This window comes from Rhizobium sp. Leaf306, from assembly GCF_001423425.1.
Classification (GTDB): domain Bacteria; phylum Pseudomonadota; class Alphaproteobacteria; order Rhizobiales; family Rhizobiaceae; genus Neorhizobium; species Neorhizobium soli.
The window spans coordinates 135,878-158,295 of sequence record NZ_LMNX01000006.1 but is presented as its reverse complement, the minus strand read 5'-3'; the positions used below and the strand labels follow the sequence as shown (position 1 = coordinate 158,295).

The following is a 22,418-nucleotide window of genomic DNA, read 5'->3' as shown; positions in this document are numbered from 1 at the left end:
GAGAACTCTCTCGATTAATTCCCGCATCACTGCGAAAACCAATCTGGTGTTCTCATATCAAAACGTGACCGTCATTTGTCTTCTAACAGATGAACCTAAGTCCATCYTGCGAGACCGCCGACCACGTTTCTCTTTCTTCTCATATTCAATTGTCAAAGAACCGACATTCCCACCTCAAAAGGCTAAAACGTCAAAAACCCAAGAGCCAAACCGYAACCCGGCCCCAATCAGCATCTGCCAATCTTTTTAGGTTTTCACCGAAACGAAGAAGTCCGTCGCTAGCAGCGCCGCCGCCCTCGTTCAGTGAGCGGGTTATAGATCCNCCAAGAGCCAAACCGTAACCCGGCCCCAATCAGCATCTGCCAATCTTTTTAGGTTTTCACCGAAACGAAGAAGTCCGTCGCTAGCAGCGCCGCCGCCCTCGTTCAGTGAGCGGGTTATAGATCCGAGGCCCAGAACAAGTCAACAGGGGTTTTTCAAAAATGTCATTTTTCTTTCACAAGTCAGCGGAAGCCTCTGATACGGCTTAGAATTTGGGCAGTGATGACAAAGAAGGCAACGCTTCCTCGATGGCCTGTCTTTGTCGAAGGGGCTATCCATTCTTAAGGACGGGTAGCTAGAAGAGGTCCGGCCCGGCCCGGCCGCCTCTGGTGCCTATAGGGGCTTCGCAGGCTAAGCGTCCGCTTTCGTGGCGCGTATCTGTCTCTATATAGAGAGCGGTCAAAAGCGAGTTCAGGAATGTCTGCGTCATTACCTTCTGCATCGTCAGGTGCGGCCCTCATCGCGGGACTGCCGAAGCTTCCGGTCTCGGATGTGCTTCCTCAGATCCTGTCGGCGCTCAGCAACGGCAACCGGGCCGTCATCTCCGCGCCACCCGGCGCCGGCAAGACGACACTGGTTCCGCTGGTACTTCTCTTTGAACCGTGGTGCGGGGGCAAGATCATCCTGCTTGAACCGCGGCGGCTTGCGGCGCGCGCCGCAGCAGCACGCATGGCGTCTCTTATAAGAGAAGAGGTGGGCGGTCGCGTCGGTTACCGGATGCGGCTCGACAACCGGGTGTCTTCGGCAACCCGGATCGAGGTAGTCACCGAAGGCGTGTTTGCACGCATGGTCCTCGACGATCCCGAACTTGCTGGCGTCTCCGCTGTCATCTTCGACGAATTCCACGAACGCTCGCTCGATGCGGATTTCGGGCTGGCGCTTGCGCTCGATGTCCAATCGGCGCTGCGGGAAGACCTTCGCATCCTCGTGATGTCGGCGACGCTCGATGTCGAGCGGGTCGCCGGGCTGCTTTCCGATCCGCCCGTTATAGTCAGCGAGGGACGAGGCCACCCGATCGAGATCCGCCATCAAGACAGGCCGGCGGGCGAGCGGATCGAGGATAAGGTCTCGCGCGCGATCATTGAAGCGCACCGATCGGAAACCGGCTCCATCCTTGTCTTTCTGCCGGGCCAAGGGGAAATCCTGCGCACGGCTGAGCGGCTGCAGGGTCGTTTCGGCCCGGAAACGCTGGTCGTGCCGCTCTACGGCAATCTTTCTCAGCGCGATCAGGATCTGGCGATCCGGCCCTGCCCTGCCGGACAGCGCAAGATCGTGCTCGCGACCTCGATCGCCGAGACCTCGATCACCATCGACGGGGTGCGCCTCGTGATCGACAGCGGTTTGCAGCGGCTGCCGGTGTTCGAGCCCTCGACCGGCATTACCAGACTGGAAACCGTGCGGGCTTCGCGCGCCTCGGCGGATCAGCGGGCCGGACGCGCCGGGCGAACCGAACCGGGTATCGCCATTCGTCTGTGGCATCCCGGCCAGACGGCGGCCCTGCCGGCATTCACGCCACCGCAGATCCTTGCGAGCGATCTCTCTAGCCTCGTCCTCGACCTTGCCCATTGGGGCGTGGAGGATCCGGCATCGCTGGCGTTTCTCGATCCGCCGCCTGCGGCCGCCTTCAAGGAAGCGAAAAGCCTTCTCACCCAGCTCGGGGCCTTCGATGAGCAGGGTCGGCTGACAGCGCGCGGCAAGACCATGCGCGACATGGCGCTGCCGCCGCGGCTTGCGGCGATGACGATTTCGGCGGCAGACGACGGCCATGGCCGTCAGGCTTGCCTGCTGGCAGTGCTCCTGACCGAACAGGGGCTTGGCGGATCGGATGTGGACCTCGATGAAAGACTGAGACGGTTCCGCAATGAGAAAGGTGAGCGTGCCGACGCCGCAAGGCGGCTTGCGGAGCGGATCGCCTCAGGCCTGCCCCGCAAGACGCAACCCGGTTTGCCAGCAACAGCCGGCCAGCTTCTGCTGCATGCCTATCCGGACCGGGTGGCGATCCAGCGCGGCGGGCGCGGGCGGTTCGTGATGGCAAACGGCCGGGGGGCGGAACTGCCGGAAACCGAGCGGCTTGCGGGTGCAACGATGCTTGTCATTGCCGATCTTTCCGGGCGGGCCGTCAAGGCGCGGATCCTTGCGGCGGCCGAAACCAGTCGTGCCGAGATCGAGGCCGAGCTCGACGATCTGATCGTGCGCCAGGACGAGACGGTGTTCGACCGCCAGAGCCTGAAGCTGCGGGCCCGCAAGGTGACGCGGCTTGGCGCCATCGTGTTCGAGGAAAAGCCCCTGCCCCGCAAAACGGGCGAAGCCGCTGCCTTGGCACTTGCCGAGGGTGTGCGGGAGCTTGGGCTTCAGGTCCTGCCGTTTTCCAAGGACGGCGCGCAGCTGCGCGAGAGGCTGGGCTTTCTTTACCGGACGATCGGAGCACCCTGGCCTGATATGGATGACGCGGCACTGCTCGATCGGCTTGCCGAGTGGTTCGTTCCGTTTCAGGGACAGGCCTCCGGCATCGATACGATCCAGCCCGGCAGTCTTTCGGACGGGCTGCGCTCGCTTGTTCCCTACGACATCCTGCAGGAGCTCGGCCGCTTGGCGCCGACGCATTTCGAAGCGCCGACCGGGCAGCGTCATCCGATCCGCTATTATGGAGACGAGCCGACCCTGTCGATCCGGGTTCAGGAACTGTTCGGACTGAAGACCCATCCGGCCGTGGCCGGCGGGCGCCTGCCGCTGCTGCTCGAACTGACATCGCCGGCGCACCGGCCGATCCAGACGACAAGAGACCTGCCCGGTTTCTGGTCAGGATCGTGGAAGGATGTGCGCGCCGACATGCGCGGACGCTATCCGAAACATCCGTGGCCGGAAGATCCGGCAGAGGCTCTGCCGACGGCGCGGGCGAAACCGCGCCGGACATGATAGGCAGACGTGACAGAATGCCGCCTGCGACCAAGAGGTGCGGCGCGCTATGAAAAGCGTCGTGACAGTCGAAGCGGAAAGCGGGACATAGAAGAGATGGCGACCAGAGACATGTCCGGCGACGAGATGGCGACCAGCGAAAGCGGCGTCATCGCCCTTTCCGATGCGGTGCGCAGCCGATCCAGCCGGCGGATGCGCCTGCAGACGCTGGTGCGGCTGCGCTGGCTTGCGGTTGCCGGACAGACGGCAACGGTGGTGATTGTCGCCTTCGTGCTGCAGTTCCCGCTGCCCCTGATGGAGGCCGCAATCCTGATCGCGGCGCTTGCCGTGGCAAACCTCACTCTGTCTGCTTGGTTTCCCGCGACGCATCGGCTCGGACCGCGGTCCGTCATTGCGCTTCTGGGCTTCGATCTTCTGCAGATGGCCTCGCTCCTGTTTATCACCGGTGGCCTTGCCAATCCCTTTGCGCCGCTGATCTGCGTGCCGGTGATCATTTCATTTGCGTCGCAACCCTTGCGCCATTCGATCATGCTGATCGTGTTTGCCCTGATCTGCACCACCACCATCGCCTTTTCGCCGTTCGACGTGCCCTGGTATGCGGGCCAGACGCTGGAGACGCAGCCGGTGATGCAGATTGGCGTCTGGTGCGCGATCGCCTCGATGATGATGTTTGCGGCCTTTTATGCCTACCGGGTGTCGAGCGAGGCGGCGCTGCTGGCGGATGCGCTGGCCGCGACCGAACTGGTGCTGGAGCGGGAAAAGCACCTCTCGCAGCTCGACGGACTGGCGGCAGCGGCCGCGCACGAGCTTGGAACGCCGCTTGCCACGATCAGCGTCGTTGCCAAGGAAATGCTGCGCGACCTGCGCGAAGACGACCGGTTTCGCGAGGACGTGCTTTTGCTGCGCAGCCAGAGCGAGCGCTGCCGCGATATCCTGCGCCGGCTGACATCGCTGTCGACCGAGAGCGAGGAGCATATGCGCCGTCTGCCGCTGTCGTCGCTAATCGAGGAAGTGATTGCGCCGCATCGGCAATTCGGCATCGATGTGGAACTCGTCGAAAATAGCGACATTGCCGGCGAGCCGGTCGGCAATCGCAACCCGGCAATTCTCTATGGTCTCGGCAACCTCGTCGAGAATGCCGTCGATTATGCCAGAGAGAAGGTCACGGTGACCACCGAACACACGGCTTCGCGGGTTGCCATCACGATCGAGGATGATGGTCCCGGTTATGCGCCGGATATACTCGCCCATATCGGCGAGCCCTATATGACCACGCGGTCTCGCGAAGACGAAAGCGCGGGTGGGCTCGGGCTCGGGCTCTTCATCGCCAAGACGCTGCTGGAGCGATCGGGGGCATCGCTCAAGTTCGGCAACCGCGATGCCGGCAAGGCAGGCGCCCGGATCCGGATCGAATGGCCGCGCAGCCTGATGGACCGGCCGGCGATAAAATGAGTGGCCGCTTTGCCAACGCGACCCATATTGAAGTGCAGCAACGGACCGTTGTCCGTGGAGACAGACGATGGATACGAATTCTGAAAACATGCCCGCCCTCGACGATGCTCAGCTCGGAGACGATCCGTTCCTGCTTCTCGTCGATGACGACGGTCCGTTCCTGCGGCGTCTGGCGCGCGCCATGGAAAGCCGCGGCTTTATCGTGGATGCAGCGGAATCGGTCGCCGAAGGGATCGCCAAGGCCGAAGCCCGGCCGCCGAAATATGCCGTGGTCGATTTGCGGCTGGGTGACGGCAACGGTCTCGATGTGATCGAAGCCATCCAGAAGTCCGGTTCGGACACCAAGATCGTGGTGCTGACCGGCTACGGCAATATCGCGACCGCGGTGACGGCTGTTAAGCTTGGAGCGCTCGACTATCTGTCCAAGCCTGCGGATGCGGACGATGTGTTCAACGCCTTGATGCAGCGCCCGGGCGAAAAGGCGGATGTGCCCGAGAACCCGATGTCTGCCGATCGGGTGCGCTGGGAACATATCCAGCGCGTCTACGAGGCCTGCGAGCGCAATGTTTCGGAAACCGCAAGGCGGCTGAACATGCACCGGCGTACGCTGCAGCGGATCCTTGCCAAGCGCGCACCGAAGTAAGTCTCGCCGGTCAGATGTCGTCGAAGCTTTTGCCGGTCGCCCATTCGGCCAGCATCAGCCTTCGCGCGGCGAGGCGGGAGAAATTCAGCATGATCGATTTGCGCGATGCCGGCGCCAGTCTGTGTTCCGGTGCCTCGCGCATCTGGTGCGCGCCGTAGCCATCGGACAGGAACAGGCCGCAATCCTCCGGGAAGATATCGAGCGGAACATCCTTGTGGGTGGCGAAGAACAGCCGGTCGCAGGAGGCACGGTAATCAGGCCATTTGCGATCCACCCGGAAGTCCTCGATGGACGTCTTGATCTCGATGATCCAGATCTCGCCCTTCTCCGACACCGTTATCAGATCGGCGCGGCGACCATTGGAAAGCGCCATTTCCGGAAGAATGGCGTGCCGCATGTCATGGAGCAGGATCTGCATGCCGCGGCGGACCATCATGGCCCGCGACGACTGACGGCCGTCGACCAGCGGGTTATTATTGGCAATGTTCAATATCGTCATGCACTTGACCTGTCACAGCCCCTCCGGGGGGTTACGGATGTTGCAAAAAGGACATTGCCTTTTGCATTCGTGGAAGCGCGATCCCCTGGCTCACTGCTATCGCTTGCCAAGCGCTGCGCTATGGAAAATAACGGGTCCGAAGGCGCCTGAGCGCCCATTTCAATCGATTCGTACATCAAGAGACATCCATGCGCTTTCGCAACAGCATGCTCGCATTCGGCCTGTTGGCAACCTCTGCCCTGACCGGCTGCTCCACCACGTCCGACACACCCCGGACGGTCGCCCAGGCCGATGCTCCGGTCCGTATCGAGACGGCGCAGATCTTTACCGATTCGTATGGGTCGATCACCGATGCAGGTTACACCCTGCCGGCGATCCCGATCAACCGGGTGAAGCCTCAGTTCGTTCGCCAGGTCGTCAATTACGAGACGAACGAACGCCCGGGCACGGTCATCGTCAATACCCGCGAACGTCATCTCTATTTCATCCTGCCGGGTGGTCGTGCGATGCGCTATGGTATCGGCGTCGGAAAGCAAGGCTTCGCATGGTCGGGCACAGCCTATGTTGCCTGGAAGCAGGAATGGCCGAACTGGCATCCGCCGAAGGAAATGGCAGTGCGCAAGCCGGACATCGCCCGTTATGTCGAAAACGGCATGGGCCCCGGTCTGTCGAATCCGCTTGGTGCACGCGCCATGTACCTGTTCAACGAAAAAGGCCAGGACACGCTGTTTCGCCTGCACGGCACGCCGGAATGGGCCTCGATCGGCACCGCCGCTTCGTCGGGCTGCATCCGTCTGATGAACCAGGACGTGATCGACCTCTACAGCCGCGTCCGTCCGGGCCGCAACACCAAGGTCGTCGTGATCCAGTAACGGTTCAACGCCTGCAAATGCAAAAGCCGCCGAGGATTTCCCGGCGGCTTTTTTGTGTCTGGGCGACGGGCCGGATTAACCGGCCTTTGCCTTGAGTTCCAGCCGGCGGCGATGCAGGACCGGTTCGGTATAGCCGTTCGGCTGTTCGCGACCCTTGAGCACCAGTTCGAGCGCTGCCTGAAAGGCGACCGAGGCTTCGAAGTTAGCTGCCATCGGCGTATATAGTGGATCGCCTTCGTTCTGGCCATCGACCACAGCCGCCATCCGCTTCAGCGTCTCGACGATCTGCTCTTCGGTGACGAGCTTGTGGTGCAGCCAGTTGGCCATATGCTGTGACGAGATGCGCAGGGTCGCCCGGTCTTCCATCAGCGCGATGTCGTTGATATCGGGCACCTTGGAGCAGCCGACGCCCTGGTCGATCCAGCGCACGACGTAGCCGAGAATGCCCTGCGCGTTGTTGTCGAGTTCGTGCTGGATTTCTTCCGGCGTCCAATTCGGCCGCGAGGCGACTGGCACCGACAGGATATCGGAGAGTTTTGCACGGGTGCGGGTCTTCAGCGCGTTCTGGACCTCGGCGACATCGACCTTGTGATAATGCGTGGCATGCAGGGTCGCCGCCGTCGGCGACGGCACCCAGGCGGTGTTCGCGCCCGCTTTCGGGTGACCGATCTTCTGCTCCAGCATCGCCGCCATCAGATCCGGCATGGCCCACATGCCCTTGCCGATCTGGGCATGGCCAGACAGGCCGCAGGCGAGGCCGATATCGACATTCCAGTTCTCATAGGCCGCAATCCAGGCTGCCTGCTTCATGTCGCCCTTGCGGATCATCGGGCCGGCTTCCATCGAGGTATGGATCTCGTCGCCGGTGCGGTCGAGGAAGCCGGTGTTGATAAACACGACGCGCTCCTTTGCGGCGCGGATCGCTTCCTTGAGGTTGATCGTGGTGCGGCGCTCTTCGTCCATGATGCCCATCTTCATGGCATTGTCGGCAAGGCCGAGCGCCTGTTCGACGCGCGTGAAGATCTCGGCTGCGAAGGCCACTTCTTCCGGCCCATGCATCTTCGGCTTGACCACATACATGGAACCGAGCTTCGAATTCTTGCGGCGGCCGGTGATCCCGCCATCCTTGCGACCGATGTCGTGAATGGCGATCAGGGCGGTTACGACAGCATCCATGATGCCTTCGGGCACTTCATGGCCGTCGCGATCGAGAATGGCCGGGTTGGTCATGAGGTGGCCGACATTGCGGATCAGCATCAGCGAGCGGGCTTTGACCTCGACGGTCGAGCCATCAGGCGCCGTATAGTCGAAATCCGGGTTGAGCGTGCGCAGGAAGCTCTTGCCGCCCTTGGCAACCTCTTCCGCGAGATCGCCCTTCATCAGGCCGAGCCAGTTGCGATAGACGGCGACCTTGTCCTCAGCGTCGACCGCGGCGACGGAATCCTCGCAGTCCATGATCGTAGTGATCGCGGATTCGATTCGCACATCGGAAATATGGGCCGGATCGTCCTTGCCGATCGCGGTTGCCGGATCGATGACGATTTCGACATGCAGGTTGTTGCGCACAAGCAGGATCCGGTTCGGTTCGCCCAGATAGCCGGCAAACTGCGTCGGATCGGTCAGGCCTGTCACTTCGCCGTTCGACAGCGTCACGAACAGGGCGGCATCTTCCACCTTGAAGGAGGCTGCATCCTTCCAGCTGGCACCGGAAAGCGGGGCCGACTGATCGAGGAAGTCGCGCACCCAGGCAATCACCTGTTTGCCGCGGACCGGATTGTAGCCCTTGCCCTTATCGGCACCATTGGCTTCCGGGATGGCGTCCGTGCCATAAAGCGCATCATAGAGCGAACCCCAGCGGGCATTGGCGGCGTTTAGTGCATAGCGTGCATTCATCACGGGGACGACGAGCTGCGGGCCGGCGATGCCGGCAATTTCCGGATCGACGTTTTCCGTCGAGACCCGGAAATCGGGTCCTTCGGGAAGAAGATAGCCGATCTCGCGCAGGAATTCCTCGTAGGCAGCCAGGTCGTTCGGTGCACCGTGCTTGCGGTACCACTCGTCGATCTCGAGCTGAAACGCATCGCGCCTGGACAGAAGCGCCCGGTTCTTCGGCGCAAGGTCGTGAACGATCGCGGAAAACTCGGCGAAGAAATGGTCGGCATCAATACCGGTCTCGGGAAGCGCTTCCGTAACCAGAAAGTCGTGCAGCTTCTGATCGATCTGCAGTCCGTTTTTTTCGATGCGAGTCATGCCGCGCCTCCCGTATGATTTTTTGGTGACATGCAGATTGCCCGCAAGACCCTGTCTGTCAATCGCCGACGATGCCATCGACCAGGAAATCATTGGCCGATATGGACCGCCTACAAGAGGTGTTTCACGTGGAGCGCCGACGGACCACCTTCATGGGTATTCCGTCCTGCGGCTGAGTGGTCAGTTTCTGGACGGGCCAGACCTTGGTGCCCGGAACCACATCGAACCGGTAGCGCTTCATCAGCACGGCAAGCGCGATCACCGCCTCCTGCATGGCAAAGACCGCACCGATACAAGTGCGCGGCCCCGCCCCAAACGGCAGGTACTGGAAGCGATTGATATTGCCGCGGTTTTCCGGAAGGAAGCGTTCCGGCATGAAAGCACGCGGCTTTTCCCAATAGAGTTCATGCCGATGCAGTGTCCATGGCATGACGAGAACCGTCACGCCCGCATCGATGGTCACGGTCTCGCCCGTCGGGCTGGTCCAGCGATCGCCACGGATTGCCGCGCGGTTGATGGAGGGCGCCGGCGGATAGAGCCGCAGCGCTTCCTCGAAAGCGGCTCTCACCCAGGGCATTCTCTCCAGCCAGTCGACCGGTTCGGCCCCTTCGCTCAAGACCTGATCGATCTCCGTTTCCATCGCATCGCGCACATGCGGCGACTGGCCGACGCAATACAGCGTCCAGGCGAGCGCCCTCGCCGTCGTTTCGTGGCCGGCGCCGATGAAGGTCAGGATATTGTCTTCGATTTCGGCCATCGTCAGGCCGTCGGGCCCTTCGAGCTGCAGCAGCAATGTTAGAAAATCCTGCGGTACGGCATCCGGCGTCTCGCGGATCCGCTTCTGGCGCTGGATCATGGTATCGGCGACGACCTTGCGGAACTTGTCCAGCACGCGCTGGCCACCGATCCGCGTCACGCGCGGTACCCAAGGAGGGGCGCGCAGAAGATCCATCGGATCGACACGGCCCATGCGATGCAGCAGGCTGTCGACGTCATCGGAAAATTTCTCGCTCTCGGTGACGATCTCGCCGGAAAACAGTGTCTCGGAAAGGATGGCGAACGCAAGTTCCGTCATGTCGACCGAGATGTCGTGGACCGCGCCCGAAGGATGGTCGGCCGCATACTTCTCGACATACTCCTCCGACTTCGCCAGCATCTGGCCGGCAAAACCGCGGGAGTGGCGCGGCGTGAACACCGGTGCCATCGCCTTGCGCGAGCGCTTCCACACGGGCCCTTCCGCCGTCAGCAATCCGTCACGCAGGATCGGCCGCAGGATGAGCTGACGGATCTCCGACATCTCGTAATTGGCGGAATTATCGACAAGAATGTGCCGGATAAGGCCCGGATCGTTGACGATGAGGGTGCGTTCCTTGAGGAACTTCGTCTCGATCCAGGGAAGCGTGTAGGACGGCTTTCCCCACAGTTCGAGCGGATTGCGCATCACGGTGCGGATGACTTCCAGCCGCGACGGCGGGACGGTGCGCGGCTCCGGTGCCGGTGGCACGAAAGGTTCGGGGCGCATGTCCATATGAAGGGTCCTCATCTTTAAGAGATGAAGAACATATCAGAACTCAGAAGAGCGATTTCAACTCGGCGATCTTGTCGTTGACCAGCCAGCCGTAATAATTCTCTTCCGGCAAACCGCCGCGCGCCCTCAAGGCTGCCGCCCGTTGTGCCGAGCCGCCGGTGTTATAGAGAGTGGCTGTGATGCCGGGATTGCGGGAGATATCGACATTCGCAATCGTCTTGTAGTCGTCGATCGAACGGCGGATGTTCGCCGCCATGTAGGCGAGCGATTTGTCCGGGTCCATGATCGCGTCATAGACTTCCGATGCCTTGTTCTCGTCCAGCTTCGGGTAACCGGAAACGCGGGCGACGGTGTCTGAAAACATCATCGCCGTCAGCGGATTGAGCTGGCCGAGGCCGAAGGTCTGGCCGGCATAGAAGGGCTGGAAGAAGACCGCGCTGAAACGATTGTCCGGAAACGCCTTGCCATCGACCTTGCGTCCCCGGAAAGCGTCTTCCCAGACATTTTCCCGGCAGGTCCAGAGACGGTAGGAGTCGAGCCCCGTGCTGCATTTTGCAAATTGCGGGCGGTCGAGAAAATCCTTGATCGATTCGTCGTCGTAGCCGAAGCGGAAACTGTTGCCGGCATAGGCGGCGGCCTTGATGTAATAGGTCTGCAACCGGTCATAGGCATCGACATTGTAGGTGTGCTCACCAACGATCGCGCCGACGATATGGATCGGATCGAAGCCGTAGGCCGCTGCCGCAGATCTGATCTTGCCGATCAGTTTCTTGTCGGTTGCGAGCAGATCGCGGATCTTTTCATACTTGTCGTCGAACGTGGTGCGGCCGGCGCGGGTTCGGCGCACGGAGGCACCCGGCACTTTCGGCTGCACCGTATTGCGGTTGCCTTCCGGCACGATGGTCACCGCGGCCGCGTAGGTCGTGGAAGCGGCCGTCCATGCGACGGTCATCAGAAATGCAAGCAGGAGGCGTTTCAAAATTGTCGTGTCCCAATTACGGTCTGCACCGATAACGCTCCAGACGCCGAAACAGTCAGGCGGTGGAGAACGGCGCATCACGAAAGCGCGTCACCCTTACGTGAAGAGATGCTGTAATGTCGAGAGAGTGGCATTCAAAATAGCGTCACTGCCAAGGCGAGCAGCAGCCGGACGTTGCCCGGCTGCCACGAATTCAAGGTCAGAGGATGTAACGCGACAGGTCGGTATCGTTTGCGAGATCGCCGACATGCTTGCGGACATATTCGGCATCGATCGTGATCGCCGTGCCGCCCTGATCGGGCGCGGTGAACGAAATCTCGTCCAGCACGCGCTCCATCACCGTCTGCAAGCGGCGGGCACCGATATTCTCGACGGTGGAGTTGAGATGCACCGCGACATCGGCCAGCGCGTCGAGCGCGTCATCGGTAAAGTCGAGCGTCAGATCTTCCGTGCCCATCAAGGCCTTGTACTGCCGGATCAGGCTTGCCTCGGTTTCTGTCAGGATGCGGCGGAAGTCTTCCTTGGTCAGCGGCTTCAGCTCGACGCGGATCGGCAGGCGGCCCTGCAGTTCCGGCAAAAGGTCCGATGGCTTCGACACATGGAAGGCACCGGAGGCGATGAACAGGATATGATCGGTCTTTACCGGTCCGTATTTGGTCGAGACCGTGGTGCCTTCGACGAGCGGCAACAGGTCGCGCTGCACGCCTTCACGTGAAACACCGGCACCCATGCCGCCGTCGCGGGCAGCGATCTTGTCGATCTCGTCGAGGAACACGATGCCATCATTCTCGACCGAACGCACCGCTTCGCGCTGAATCACCTCGTTGTCGATCAGCTTGTCGGATTCGTCGCGCACCAGTTCGCCGTAGGACTTGGCAACGGTGGTTTTCACCTTCTTGGTGCGCCCACCCATCGCCTTGCCGAACATGTCGGAGAGGTTGAGAACGCCGATATTGCCGCCCGGCATGCCGGGAATGTCAAAGCCGGGCATGCCCGAGCTGGTGTCGGCCACCTCGATCTCGATTTCCTTGTCGTCAAGCTCTCCGCTGCGCAGGCGCTTGCGGAAACTGTCGCGGGTGGCAGGAGAGGCCGTCGATCCAACGAGCGCATCGAGCACGCGCTCCTCGGCACTTGCCTGCGCCTTCGCCTGCACTTCGGTGCGTTTTTTCTCACGGATCAGGCCGATGCCGATCTCCACGAGATCGCGGATGATCTGTTCGACGTCACGTCCGACATAGCCGACCTCGGTGAACTTGGTAGCTTCCACCTTGATGAAGGGAGCGCCGGCAAGCTTTGCCAGGCGACGGGAGATCTCCGTCTTGCCGACGCCGGTCGGCCCGATCATCAGGATGTTCTTTGGCATGACTTCGTCGCGCAGGCTCTCATCTAGCTGGTGACGGCGCCAGCGGTTTCGAAGCGCAATGGCAACGGCGCGCTTGGCGTCGTGCTGGCCGATGATGTGGCGATCGAGCTCGGAAACGATTTCCCGGGGAGAAAAATTGGTCATGAGTTCCTCTTGGCGTCCCTCGTCAACCGTCCTGTCAGGCCCGGCCCGTGAGAGATCCTCTGGCTAGGATGGCGTTATTCGGCGTCGAGCGTTTCGACGACGAGATTGTGATTGGTGTAGACGCAGATATCGGCCGCGATATCGAGCCCCTTGCGGGCAACCTCTTCGGCCGACATGTCCGTGTCCATCAGTGCGCGGGCAGCGGCATAGGCATAGTTTCCGCCAGAGCCGATGGCGATCGTGCCGTGTTCGGGCTCCAGCACATCGCCGTTGCCGGTGACGGCGAGCGTAATCGACTTGTCGGCAACCAGCATCATCGCTTCGAGATTGCGCAGATACTTGTCGGTGCGCCAGTCCTTGGCAAGTTCGACGGCGGCGCGCATCAGCTGGCCGGGATACTGCTCGAGCTTCTTTTCGAGGCGGTCGAGAAGCGTGAAGGCATCGGCAGTGGCGCCAGCGAAACCGGCGATCACGTCACCGGTCTTGCCGATGCGGCGCACCTTGCGGGCATTGCCCTTCATCACCGTCTGGCCGAGGCTCACCTGACCGTCACCGGCCATCACCACCTTGCCGCCCTTTCGGACCGTAATAATCGTTGTCATTTCATCTACCTCTAAAAGCCCCTGGAGGGCGCCTTCGATTGCGAGCCCCAGCGACGTTCATGGCGGCTCCGTTGAGCCCTATGTAAGTGGGCATCCGCCGAATACAATCTTGCCGAAACGGCACAGCGTACCGGCCGCGCTTCGGCCGTGCTTTTGCTGGATATTTGATCTGCCGCCTGATATGGAGCGCGCAGAATAAGCATGGGTGACCTGATGGGCGATACGACAGCCACACGCACGGGAAGCGTTTCCCGCAAGACCAACGAGACCTCCGTTTCGGTTTCCGTCAATCTTGACGGCACCGGCACGTCAAAGATTTCGACGGGCGTCGGGTTTTTCGACCATATGCTGGACCAGCTGTCGCGCCATTCGTTGATCGACATGGAGATCGACGTGAAGGGCGACCTGCATGTCGACGATCACCATACGGTGGAAGACACCGGCATCGCGATTGGCCAGGCCATTTCCAAGGCGCTCGGCGACAGGCGCGGCATTGCCCGCTATGCCTCGCTCGATCTCGCCATGGACGAAACGATGACGAAGGCTGCGGTCGACGTATCGGGCCGGCCGTTCCTGGTCTGGAACGTCTCGTTCTCGGCCCCGAAGATCGGCACGTTCGATACGGAACTGGTGCGGGAATTCTTCAACGCGCTGGCGCAGAATGCCGGGATCACGCTGCATATCCTCAACCATTACGGCGCCAACAACCATCATATCGCCGAGACCTGCTTCAAATCCGTGGCGCGCGTGTTGCGCATCGCGACAGAAATCGATCCGCGGCAGGCCAATCGCGTTCCTTCGACCAAGGGTACGCTTGCCTGACGCTTCCAGGAGTTTCATCCTTGAGAAGCTATCTCGTTCTGACGCCGAAAAATGGCCCCGACAGGGAGCACCGTTCCACCATTATCATGACGGACGGATTTTCATGGCCGGCATTCCTGCTCTCCTGGATCTGGCTGTTCTGGCACCGGATGTGGATTGCCGGCGCGATTGCCCTTGCGATCCAGATCGGCAGCGGCGTTCTTTCGACCATGCCGGGCTTCGCGATCGGTGGCTGGCTGCTCGGCTTTGCGATGAACCTCATCGTTGCGCTGGAAGGCCGGCATCTCTATTCGCAGTCTCTGCAGCGCCGCGGCTACACGCTCGAAACCGTTGTGTTTGCGCAGGACAGAAGCACGGCCGAGGAGATGTATTTCTCCAATCTGCCGCAGCCGGAACCGAAGGCCATGCCTAGTCTTTCCGAGTGGGCGCCACAGACGAACACCCCTTCCCCCGCCGCTGCCGGATGGCAGAGTTCCGGCGCCGGACTTTTCGATCACGGAGGACGCTGATGCGCGTCGCAATCATCGACTACGGATCCGGCAATCTCCGATCCGCTACCAAGGCTTTCGAACGCGCCGCCCGCGAGGCCGGCATCGACGCTGAAATCGACCTTACCGACAAGCCTGACGCCGTCGCCTCGGCTGACCGCGTCGTTCTTCCAGGCGTTGGCGCCTATGCCGATTGCCGGGCGGGGCTTGATGCCGTTTCGGGGATGCACGAGGCGCTGATCGAAGCCGTCGAGACAAAGGCGCGGCCCTTCCTCGGGGTCTGCGTCGGCATGCAGTTGATGTCCTCGCGCGGGCTCGAAAAGACCACCAGCGAAGGGTTCGGCTGGATCAAGGGCGACGTCGTCGAGATGACGCCGTCCGATCCCGGCTTGAAGATCCCGCAGATCGGCTGGAACACGCTGGAGCTCGTCAACCCGCATCCTCTGTTCGATGGCATTCCGACCGGACCGGACGGGCTGCACGCCTATTTCGTGCACTCCTACCATCTGGCCGCCGCCAACCCTTCCGACGTGATTGCCACAACCGAATACGGTGGCGCGATGACGGCATTCGTCGGACGCGACAACATGGTGGGGGCGCAATTCCATCCGGAAAAGAGCCAGACACTTGGCCTCGCCCTGATTTCCAACTTCCTGCGCTGGAAGCCCTGAACATGATTCTTTTCCCGGCTATCGATCTCAAGGACGGCCAGTGCGTGCGTCTCAAGCTTGGCGACATGGAGCAGGCAACCGTCTACAATCCGGACCCTGCCGACCAGGCCAAGGCCTTTGAGGACCAGGGTTTCGAGTGGCTGCATGTGGTGGACCTCAACGGCGCCTTTGCCGGCGAAAGCGTCAATGGCGCGGCCGTCGATGCGATCCTGAAGGCAACGAAGAACCCGGTGCAGCTCGGCGGCGGTATCCGGACGCTCGAGCATATCGAGGCATGGCTCAGCCGCGGATTGGCGCGTGTCATTCTCGGCACTGTTGCGGTGCGCGATCCCGCCCTCGTCATCGAGGCATGCGAGAAGTTTCCGGGCCAGGTCGCCGTCGGCATCGATGCCAAGGGTGGCAAAGTGGCGGTGGAAGGCTGGGCTGAGGCGTCCGAGCTAGGCGTCATCGAGCTTGCGAAGAAATTCGAAGGCGCCGGTGTTTCGGCGATCATCTATACCGATATCGACCGCGACGGGATCCTGGCCGGCATCAACTGGGCCTCGACGCTGGAACTGGCGGATGCAGTTTCCATTCCCGTCATCGCGTCGGGCGGTCTTGCCTCGATGGACGATATCCACCGCATGCTGCAACCGGATGCAGCCCGTCTCGAAGGCGCGATTTCCGGGCGGGCGCTCTATGACGGCCGTATCGATCCTGACGAAGCGCTGTCGCTGATTCGCGCCGCGAGAGGAGAAGCCGCATGACGCTCAAAGCCCGTGTCATTCCCTGCCTCGACGTGAAGGACGGCCGTGTCGTCAAGGGCGTCAACTTCGTCGACCTGATCGATGCCGGCGATCCGGTCGAGGCCGCTAAGGCCTATGATGCTGCCGGTGCCGACGAACTCTGCTTCCTCGACATCACTGCTTCGTCAGACAATCGCGACACGATCTTCGACGTCGTCGCGCGCACCGCCGAACACTGCTTCATGCCGCTGACCGTCGGCGGCGGCGTTCGCGCCATTGCCGATATCCGCAAGCTGCTGCTGGCCGGGGCCGACAAGGTTTCGATCAACTCCGCTGCCGTGAACAATCCGGATTTCGTCTACGAAGCTGCCAACAAGTTCGGCAACCAGTGCATCGTCGTGTCGATCGATGCCAAGCGGGTGTCCTCCGCCGGCGAGAGCGACCGCTGGGAGATCTTCACCCATGGCGGCCGCACGGCAACCGGCATCGATGCCGTCGAGTTTGCGCGAAAAATGGTCGAGCGCGGCGCAGGCGAATTGCTCGTGACCTCGATGGACCGCGACGGCACGAAGATCGGCTACGATCTGGCGCTGACCCGCACGATTGCCGATTCGGTTCGCGTTCCCGTCATCGCCTCGGGCGGCGTCGGCACGCTCGACGATCTCGTTGCAGGCGTGACAGAGGGCCATGCGACGGCCGTTCTCGCCGCCTCGATTTTTCACTTCGGGACCTATTCGATTGGCGAAGCAAAGCGCTATATGGCCGACCATGGCATCGCCATGCGGCTCGACTGATATTCGGGACGGGAGGAGACGGTTTTGAGTGAATTCACCCTCGGCGATCTCGAGAAGATCGTTGCGCAGCGCGCGAAAGCCCCGCCGGAGGAATCCTGGACTGCGAAGCTCGTGGCGGCCGGCCAGACCAAGGCTGCCAAGAAGCTTGGCGAAGAGGCCGTGGAAACTGTGATCGCCGCGGTGGCGCAGGACCGGCACGACCTTGTGTCTGAAAGTGCCGACCTCCTCTATCACCTGATGGTCGTATTGAACATTGCCGACATCCCGTTGCAGGATGTGCTCGCTGAACTTCAGCGCAGGACAGGCCAGACAGGCCTGCAGGAAAAGGCGAGCCGAGCTCCTTGATGAACATCGTTTCGACGCCTGAAAAGCATGATGTGGATAGTCCGGAGAGCGGTGTGAACGCGGAATACTACTCGCCTTACCACCACTTCACCGCCGAGGAATGGGCGAAGTTCCGGGCCGATACGCCGCTGACGCTGAAGGCCGAGGAAATCGCCCGGCTGCGCTCGCTGGATGACCCGATCAACATCGACGAAGTCCGGCGCATCTATCTGTCGCTGTCGCGCCTGCTTTCGACCCATGTCGAGGCCTCGCAGCGGCTTTACCGGCAGCGCAACCGCTTTTTGACCCTGCCGGATGTATCAAAGACGCCGTTCATCATCGGCGTTGCCGGTTCGGTCGCGGTCGGCAAGTCGACCACCGCACGCGTGCTGAAGGAACTGCTTGCCCGCTGGCCGGCAAGCCCCAAGGTCGATCTCATCACGACCGACGGGTTTCTTTATCCCAACGCCGTCCTGCAGCGTGAGGACCTGATGCAGCGCAAGGGTTTTCCGGAGAGCTACGATATCGGCCAGATCCTGCGGTTTCTTTCGGCAATCAAGGCCGGCGAGAAAAACGTCAAGGCGCCGCGCTACTCGCATTTGACCTATGACGTGCTGCCGGACGAATACACGCTGGTCGACCGTCCCGACATCCTGATCTTCGAAGGCATCAATGTGCTGCAGTCGCGCGCATTGCCTGTTGATGGCAAGATCGTGCCGATTGTGTCTGACTTCTTCGACTTCTCGATCTATATCGATGCCGACGAGGAGCAGATCCACCAGTGGTATGTCCAGCGGTTCATGAAACTGCGGCAGACGGCCTTTCGTGAGCCGACATCCTTCTTCAACAAGTATGCGGCGATCAGCGAAGCGGAGGCGCTTGCGGTCGCCGAAGGGCTCTGGGAGAATATCAATCTCAAGAACCTGCGCCAGAACATCATCCCGACGCGGCCGCGTGCGGATATCATTCTTCGCAAGGGTCGCGACCACTTCATCGAGACGGTCGCCCTGAGAAAACTGTAGGCTGTCGATCGATACCCATCCTGCGATGGATCTTCGATCGTTAGCTATTGACCCTTCGCAGCGTCAGATTGATGCGGCCGCCGTTCTTGAGAAGCGTCGATGTGCCGGGATAGATCCGATCGACCCCGTGAAACGCCAGCCGCCCTTCCCCACCCAGCACCACGATATCGCCGCTCGACAGCTTGAATGAGCCCGTCGGATCCTTGCGGTCGACCCCACCGACCCGGAACAGGCAAGTATTGCCGAGCGAGATGGAAAGTACCGGCGCGTTCAGGTCTGATTCGTCCTTGTCCTGATGCAGGCCCATTTTCGCATCGTCGGAATAGAAATTGACGAGACAGGCCTGCGGCGGCTTGTCATAGCCGGCAAGGGTTTCCCAGAGCTCCAGCAGTTCCGAGGGAATGGCGGGCCATGGCCGGCCGGTCTGTGGATGGGTCTCCTGGTAGCGGTAGCCGCGCTCCTTGTCTGTCACCCAGCCGAGCTCGCCGCAATTCGTCATCCGGACCGACATCGGTTTTCCGGTGCCGGGCATGGCCGGGACGTAGAGCGGTGCCTGGGCGACGATGGCGCGGATGATCTCGACCAGACGTTCCTGGGCGGCGCGGTTCAGAAAGTCCGGCAGATGCCGGATGCCGTTTGCCAAAGTCGCCATATCGTTCCTCCCGTAGACCTGCCCGTCAGTCGCCGCTCGGCTTACCGCGCATCTTCTTGACATCGGAGCGGCCGGATTTTGCCTTGAGCCGCCGCTCGACCGAGCCTTTGGTGGGCTTGGTTTTCCGGCGTGGCGGTGGTGGCGGCTCGGCTGCCTTAAGGATCAGTTCCTTCAGCCGGTCGCGGGCATCTTCGCGGTTGCGCTCCTGGCTGCGAAACCGGTTGGCCTCTATCATCAGCACGCCGTCCTTCGACACTTTCCGGCCGGCGAGCTTGATCGCGGCTTCCTTAATCCGCTCGGGCAGCGACGGGGAATTGACGAGATCGAAGAACAGCTGGACCGCCGTCGAGACCTTGTTGACGTTCTGGCCGCCCGGCCCCCCCGCCAGCACGAACTGCTCGGTGAGTTCCCATCCGGCGATGGTGATGCGGGTGTTGATCTCGAGAGGACTGCTGGCCATGGCCGTATTTCCCACAAACCGGAGCAAAAGAAAACCGCCGGCTCAAGGAGAGCCGACGGCTATAATGTTCCACGTGAATCCTTAGGGTCCAGCTGGGACCAAAGGATTACTCGGCGGCGATCTTCAGGCCAGGTGCTGCGTCGCGGACCTTGCTATCGACATAGTCTTCGAACTTCTCAAAGCTCTTGATGAACATCGAGACCAGCTTGGCTGCCTGGTTGTCGTAGGCCTGGCCATCGGACCAGGTCGAACGCGGATCGAGAATGGACGTTTCGACGCCGTCGACGGCGACCGGAACGGCAAAGCCAAAATTGGCATCCGTGCGGAACTCGGCATCCTTCAGGCTGCCGTTCAAGGCTGCTGCCAGAAGCGCGCGGGTGGCCTTGATCGGCATACGACGACCGGTGCCGTATGCGCCGCCCGTCCAGCCGGTGTTGACCAGCCAGCAATCGACGCCGTGCTTGGCGATCAGGTCCTTCAGGAGGTTGCCGTATTCAGCTGGATGGCGGGGCATGAATGGCGCGCCAAAGCAGGTCGAGAACGTCGCTTCCGGCTCCGTGACACCCTTTTCCGTACCAGCCACCTTGGCTGTGTAGCCGGACAGGAAGTGGTACATGGCCTGTTCCGGGGACAGCCTCGCGATCGGTGGCATCACGCCGAACGCATCTGCCGTCAGCATGATGATCGTCTTCGGGTGCGGCGCGAGACCGGTTTCCGATGCGTTCGGAATGAAATGCAGCGGATAGGCACTGCGGGTGTTTTCCGTCAGCGAATTGTCGTCGAAATCGGGAACGCGGTTGTCGTCGAGCACGACGTTTTCCAGGACCGTGCCGAAACGGCGGGTTGCCGCGTAGATTTCGGGTTCGGCTTCAGCGGAAAGCTTGATCGCCTTGGCGTAACAGCCGCCTTCGAAGTTGAAGACGCCGTTTTCGCCCCAGCCATGCTCGTCGTCACCGATCAGCGTGCGGGTCGGGTCGGCGGAAAGCGTGGTCTTGCCGGTGCCCGAGAGACCGAAGAACACGGCGGTATCGCCTTCGCTGCCAACATTGGCGGAGCAATGCATCGGCATCACGCCCTTGGCCGGCAGGAGATAGTTGAGAACGGTAAAGACCGACTTCTTGTTTTCGCCGGCATAGGACGTGCCGCCGATCAGCACGAGACCGTTTTCCAGATCGCAGGCGATCACGGTTTCGGAGCGGCAGCCGTGACGGGCCGGATCGGCCTTGAAGCTCGGCAGGTTGATGATCGTCAGCTTCTGTTCGAAACCTTCCAACGTATCGCGCTTGGGGCGGATGAGGAGGTTGCGGATGAACAGCGCATGCCAGGCAAGCTCTGTGACGACGCGGGTCGGAAGCGCGTTTTCCTGGTCGGCGCCGCCGATCAGATCCTGGACGAACAGGGTCTTGCCGCTGGCATGGGCCAGCATGTCAGCCTTCAGCACGGCAAAGTGCTCGGGCGACATCGGCTTGTTGTTGTCCCACCAGATCTTGTCTTCGGTACCCGCGTCGCGGACGACGAATTTGTCCTTGGGCGACCGGCCGGTATGCTGTCCGGTGCGAGCCCTCAACGCGCCGTCGATCGTCAGATCGGCTTCGCCCCGGCGAATCGCTTCTTCGTAAAGCTCGACTTCGCTGAGATTGTAATTCACACGCGATGCATTGCCGAGACCGATGTCTGCGAGCCCGTTCGATGGGTTGTGAAGTCCAAACTGCTCCATACGCGCGCTCCTTTTTGTGGATTGAACCTGCGCGGAACCTAGAGCGGGTTTTTAAAAAGGGCAAGATAATTCTGAAATAGCGTAATAATATCAGTTATTTAATCGATTTAAAAAATTTTATTCTCGATTAAATCGGTTTACGAGGGTTTTCTGTTCGCCGTTTCTGAGGGTCTTTCACGACCTGCAGACTGTGTTTGGCTCATTGGGACAAAGGTCCCTACCGACCGTGCGCCTCTTGGCGTTGCCACAATTTGTTCCACCTTTATACTGAAGAAGCGCATGGCTTTCGCCAATTCTGGCTGGGGACATCCAGGAGATGCGCCTATATGACGATGGAGACGGAGAGAATGCAGACAATCGCGCTCGTAGATGACGACCGCAATATCCTGACTTCGGTGTCGATTGCACTGGAAGCCGAAGGGTATAAGGTCGAAACCTATACCGATGGCGCCTCCGCGCTCGACGGGCTGATCGCCCGCCCCCCGCACCTGGCCATCTTCGATATCAAAATGCCGCGCATGGACGGAATGGAGCTGTTGCGACGCCTGCGACAGAAATCCGATCTGCCTGTGATCTTCCTCACCTCCAAGGATGAAGAGATCGACGAGCTGTTCGGCCTCAAGATGGGCGCAGACGATTTCATCACCAAGCCGTTCTCGCAGCGATTGCTGGTCGAGCGCGTAAAGGCGATCCTGCGCCGCTCCAGCGCACGAGAAGCCCAGCAGGCAAGTGGCGGCGTCAAGCCGACCCCGGACCAGTTGGCGGCCCGCACACTGGAACGCGGCCAGCTGGCGATGGACCAGGAACGCCACACCTGCACCTGGAAGGGCGAAGCGGTAACCCTGACAGTCACGGAATTCCTGATCCTGCATTCGCTGGCGCAGCGTCCGGGCGTCGTAAAAAGCCGTGACGCGCTGATGGATGCCGCCTATGACGAACAGGTCTATGTGGACGACCGCACCATCGACAGCCACATCAAACGCCTGCGCAAGAAGTTCAAGATGGTTGACACGGATTTCGACATGATCGAGACGCTGTACGGCGTTGGCTACCGATTCCGCGAGGCTGCGTAACGGTTGCCAGCTCCGAGACCCGGGAGCCTCTAAAAATTCGATCGTGCGGATGCGTAACTTGAAGCCACCGCGGCACAGGGCTTAGACTGTAAGCTCTCTGG

The 22,418-nt window shown here is 61.1% G+C and carries 21 protein-coding genes; 12 read left to right on the top strand and 9 right to left on the bottom strand.

The window, feature by feature from the left end:
• The first annotated feature begins 738 nt into the window (after nucleotides 1-738).
• The 3 genes from hrpB (at nucleotide 739) to ASG19_RS22325 (ending at nucleotide 5,332) form a co-directional block, all read left to right on the top strand.
• Nucleotides 739-3,237, top strand: a complete 2,499-nt coding sequence (gene hrpB, locus ASG19_RS22335) for an ATP-dependent helicase HrpB (protein WP_062463035.1) — start codon at nucleotides 739-741, stop codon at nucleotides 3,235-3,237.
• A gap of 126 nt (nucleotides 3,238-3,363) precedes the next feature.
• Complete coding sequence (locus tag ASG19_RS22330; RefSeq protein WP_062463079.1) at nucleotides 3,364-4,689, top strand: ActS/PrrB/RegB family redox-sensitive histidine kinase; 1,326 nt, start codon at nucleotides 3,364-3,366, stop codon at nucleotides 4,687-4,689.
• Nucleotides 4,690-4,777: 88 nt separating this feature from the next.
• Entirely contained in the window at nucleotides 4,778-5,332 is a 555-nt protein-coding gene (locus ASG19_RS22325) for an ActR/PrrA/RegA family redox response regulator transcription factor (protein ID WP_174197349.1), read from the top strand.
• Between the two features lie 10 nt (nucleotides 5,333-5,342).
• Here the strand turns inward: ASG19_RS22325 and ASG19_RS22320 are convergent, their stop codons facing one another.
• Nucleotides 5,343-5,831: an MmcB family DNA repair protein gene (locus ASG19_RS22320; RefSeq protein ID WP_062463029.1), complete on the bottom strand. Its 489-nt coding sequence runs from the start codon at nucleotides 5,829-5,831 to the stop codon at nucleotides 5,343-5,345.
• 188 nt (nucleotides 5,832-6,019) lie between these two features.
• On the opposite strand from ASG19_RS22320, the gene ASG19_RS22315 reads away from it, so the two are divergent.
• Nucleotides 6,020-6,703, top strand: coding sequence for a L,D-transpeptidase (locus tag ASG19_RS22315; protein ID WP_062463025.1), 684 nt, complete (start codon nucleotides 6,020-6,022; stop codon nucleotides 6,701-6,703).
• 75 nt (nucleotides 6,704-6,778) lie between these two features.
• Here ASG19_RS22315 and ASG19_RS22310 read toward each other — a convergent pair whose 3' ends face one another.
• The 5 genes from ASG19_RS22310 to hslV form a co-directional block, all read right to left on the bottom strand.
• The gene (locus ASG19_RS22310) at nucleotides 6,779-8,953 is read right to left on the bottom strand and encodes a malate synthase G (RefSeq protein WP_062463076.1); all 2,175 of its coding nucleotides are present in this window, start codon (nucleotides 8,951-8,953) and stop codon (nucleotides 6,779-6,781) included.
• A gap of 124 nt (nucleotides 8,954-9,077) precedes the next feature.
• Nucleotides 9,078-10,481, bottom strand: a complete 1,404-nt coding sequence (locus ASG19_RS22305; protein ID WP_062463022.1) for a cytochrome P450 — start codon at nucleotides 10,479-10,481, stop codon at nucleotides 9,078-9,080.
• 43 nt (nucleotides 10,482-10,524) lie between these two features.
• The gene (locus ASG19_RS22300; RefSeq protein WP_062463019.1) at nucleotides 10,525-11,460 is read right to left on the bottom strand and encodes a DUF1402 family protein; all 936 of its coding nucleotides are present in this window, start codon (nucleotides 11,458-11,460) and stop codon (nucleotides 10,525-10,527) included.
• Between the two features lie 199 nt (nucleotides 11,461-11,659).
• On the bottom strand, nucleotides 11,660-12,967 hold the full coding sequence (gene hslU, locus ASG19_RS22295) for an ATP-dependent protease ATPase subunit HslU (protein WP_062463016.1): 1,308 nt from the start codon (nucleotides 12,965-12,967) through the stop codon (nucleotides 11,660-11,662).
• Nucleotides 12,968-13,041: 74 nt separating this feature from the next.
• Nucleotides 13,042-13,569, bottom strand: coding sequence for an ATP-dependent protease subunit HslV (gene hslV / locus ASG19_RS22290; RefSeq protein ID WP_062463013.1), 528 nt, complete (start codon nucleotides 13,567-13,569; stop codon nucleotides 13,042-13,044).
• 213 nt (nucleotides 13,570-13,782) lie between these two features.
• On the opposite strand from hslV, the gene hisB reads away from it, so the two are divergent.
• Genes hisB through coaA form a run of 7 tightly spaced genes read left to right on the top strand, consistent with a single transcriptional unit; the run spans nucleotide 13,783 to nucleotide 18,415 of the window.
• A complete protein-coding gene (gene hisB, locus ASG19_RS22285; RefSeq protein ID WP_062463073.1) occupies nucleotides 13,783-14,391 on the top strand; it encodes an imidazoleglycerol-phosphate dehydratase HisB in 609 nt (202 codons plus the stop codon).
• Nucleotides 14,392-14,411: 20 nt separating this feature from the next.
• Nucleotides 14,412-14,900 carry a DUF2628 domain-containing protein gene (locus tag ASG19_RS22280; protein WP_062463010.1) on the top strand — a complete coding sequence of 163 codons (489 nt, stop codon included), beginning with the start codon at nucleotides 14,412-14,414 and terminating at the stop codon, nucleotides 14,898-14,900.
• Nucleotides 14,900-15,550, top strand: a complete 651-nt coding sequence (gene hisH, locus ASG19_RS22275) for an imidazole glycerol phosphate synthase subunit HisH (protein WP_062463007.1) — start codon at nucleotides 14,900-14,902, stop codon at nucleotides 15,548-15,550. Before ASG19_RS22280 ends, hisH begins: the two co-directional genes overlap by 1 nt.
• Nucleotides 15,551-15,552: 2 nt before the next feature.
• Nucleotides 15,553-16,296 (top strand): 1-(5-phosphoribosyl)-5-[(5-phosphoribosylamino)methylideneamino]imidazole-4-carboxamide isomerase, encoded by a 744-nt coding sequence (gene hisA / locus ASG19_RS22270; RefSeq protein WP_062463004.1) that lies wholly within the window; start codon nucleotides 15,553-15,555, stop codon nucleotides 16,294-16,296.
• On the top strand, nucleotides 16,293-17,069 hold the full coding sequence (hisF, locus tag ASG19_RS22265) for an imidazole glycerol phosphate synthase subunit HisF (RefSeq protein ID WP_062463001.1): 777 nt from the start codon (nucleotides 16,293-16,295) through the stop codon (nucleotides 17,067-17,069). The genes hisA and hisF overlap by 4 nt, the downstream gene beginning before the upstream one ends.
• A 24-nt stretch (nucleotides 17,070-17,093) precedes the next feature.
• On the top strand, nucleotides 17,094-17,414 hold the full coding sequence (locus ASG19_RS22260) for a phosphoribosyl-ATP diphosphatase (RefSeq protein ID WP_062462998.1): 321 nt from the start codon (nucleotides 17,094-17,096) through the stop codon (nucleotides 17,412-17,414).
• The gene (gene coaA, locus ASG19_RS22255) at nucleotides 17,414-18,415 is read left to right on the top strand and encodes a type I pantothenate kinase (RefSeq protein ID WP_082476502.1); all 1,002 of its coding nucleotides are present in this window, start codon (nucleotides 17,414-17,416) and stop codon (nucleotides 18,413-18,415) included. Before ASG19_RS22260 ends, coaA begins: the two co-directional genes overlap by 1 nt.
• 40 nt (nucleotides 18,416-18,455) lie before the next feature.
• Here the strand turns inward: coaA and ASG19_RS22250 are convergent, their stop codons facing one another.
• The 3 genes from ASG19_RS22250 to ASG19_RS22240 all read right to left on the bottom strand — a co-directional run bounded on the left by ASG19_RS22250 (nucleotide 18,456) and on the right by ASG19_RS22240 (nucleotide 21,244).
• Nucleotides 18,456-19,067 carry an alpha-ketoglutarate-dependent dioxygenase AlkB gene (locus tag ASG19_RS22250; protein ID WP_062462995.1) on the bottom strand — a complete coding sequence of 204 codons (612 nt, stop codon included), beginning with the start codon at nucleotides 19,065-19,067 and terminating at the stop codon, nucleotides 18,456-18,458.
• A gap of 25 nt (nucleotides 19,068-19,092) precedes the next feature.
• Nucleotides 19,093-19,527: an alternative ribosome rescue aminoacyl-tRNA hydrolase ArfB gene (gene arfB / locus ASG19_RS22245; RefSeq protein ID WP_062462992.1), complete on the bottom strand. Its 435-nt coding sequence runs from the start codon at nucleotides 19,525-19,527 to the stop codon at nucleotides 19,093-19,095.
• A 106-nt stretch (nucleotides 19,528-19,633) separates the two neighbouring features.
• Entirely contained in the window at nucleotides 19,634-21,244 is a 1,611-nt protein-coding gene (locus tag ASG19_RS22240) for a phosphoenolpyruvate carboxykinase (RefSeq protein WP_062462989.1), read from the bottom strand.
• A 347-nt stretch (nucleotides 21,245-21,591) separates the two neighbouring features.
• Between ASG19_RS22240 and ASG19_RS22235 the strand changes: the two genes are divergently transcribed.
• Nucleotides 21,592-22,317: a response regulator transcription factor gene (locus ASG19_RS22235; protein ID WP_092665285.1), complete on the top strand. Its 726-nt coding sequence runs from the start codon at nucleotides 21,592-21,594 to the stop codon at nucleotides 22,315-22,317.
• The last annotated feature ends 101 nt before the right edge of the window (nucleotides 22,318-22,418 follow it).